1 pseudogene is annotated in these 859 nt (G+C 47.4%); it reads left to right on the top strand.

Annotated features, from left to right (window positions below):
• Positions 1-859, top strand: a pseudogene (locus GNF10_RS37165) (bifunctional DNA primase/helicase); the annotation flags it as partial.

The following is an 859-nucleotide window of genomic DNA, read 5'->3' on the forward strand; positions in this document are numbered from 1 at the left end:
GCAGCAGCACAAGCTTTGGATAGTGCCCACAATTCGGCTGTTGCCAAGGCCAAGAATATTACTTTGAGCGAGTACCGTGCCCGTCAGAGCAAAGATTACCTTGACCCTAATGAAATTTTTGAATGTGAAAAGTTCCGCATTTCTGATTCTTACGGCATCGAAGTAACCGAATCGCTCGTAGAAATGGATAAAGGTGGTCGATTAATTAGAGCGATCGCCGGACTTGAGGCAATTTTAGCCCCACCCGAAGAATCGTTTACTGACCCCAAAACTGGGCAAACTTATCCTACCCCACCAACAATTGTCACCCAAAAAGACCGCACCGAGCGCGACAATCTACCTTTGTGCATCGACTGGGGTAATTACTCCGCACGCTGGCTGGCTAGATTTAACCTGGGACTGCATCAAATTCTCACTTCTTTAATGAAGGGTGATGAAGTTACCGCCGATGACCCCACTTTGCTCAAGATGACGGAGATCGCTATACATTGTGCTGCTCACGTCAAAGCAATTCTTGGGTTTACTATCCCCAGTGACTGTAAACCTATTTGGTTGCTGGCGACTTTACTAGAGCAGCTGGGGCTAAAGCTGACTTTCCGCAAGCAAGGTAAACGGGGGCAACAGGTGAAACTTTTCTCTTTATCTAAAGAGGAATTAGAATTTGCTCTCCAGGTGATTGCTCATCGCGTGGAAAAGCGTAATCAAAAAGAAAATCGAACCTATTACGCTGCTCAAACCCCTGCTGTGTATAGTGCAAACCCTAATCACCAGCCCGTATCCATCCCCCCCCTTGATGCTATAGGGAACTCCCATTGCCAGGGGGAGGATACTACCGAATTTGAGTCACCTCCGACAGATC

This window comes from Nostoc sp. UCD121 (assembly GCF_014222285.1).
Classification (GTDB): Bacteria; Cyanobacteriota; Cyanobacteriia; order Cyanobacteriales; family Nostocaceae; genus Nostoc.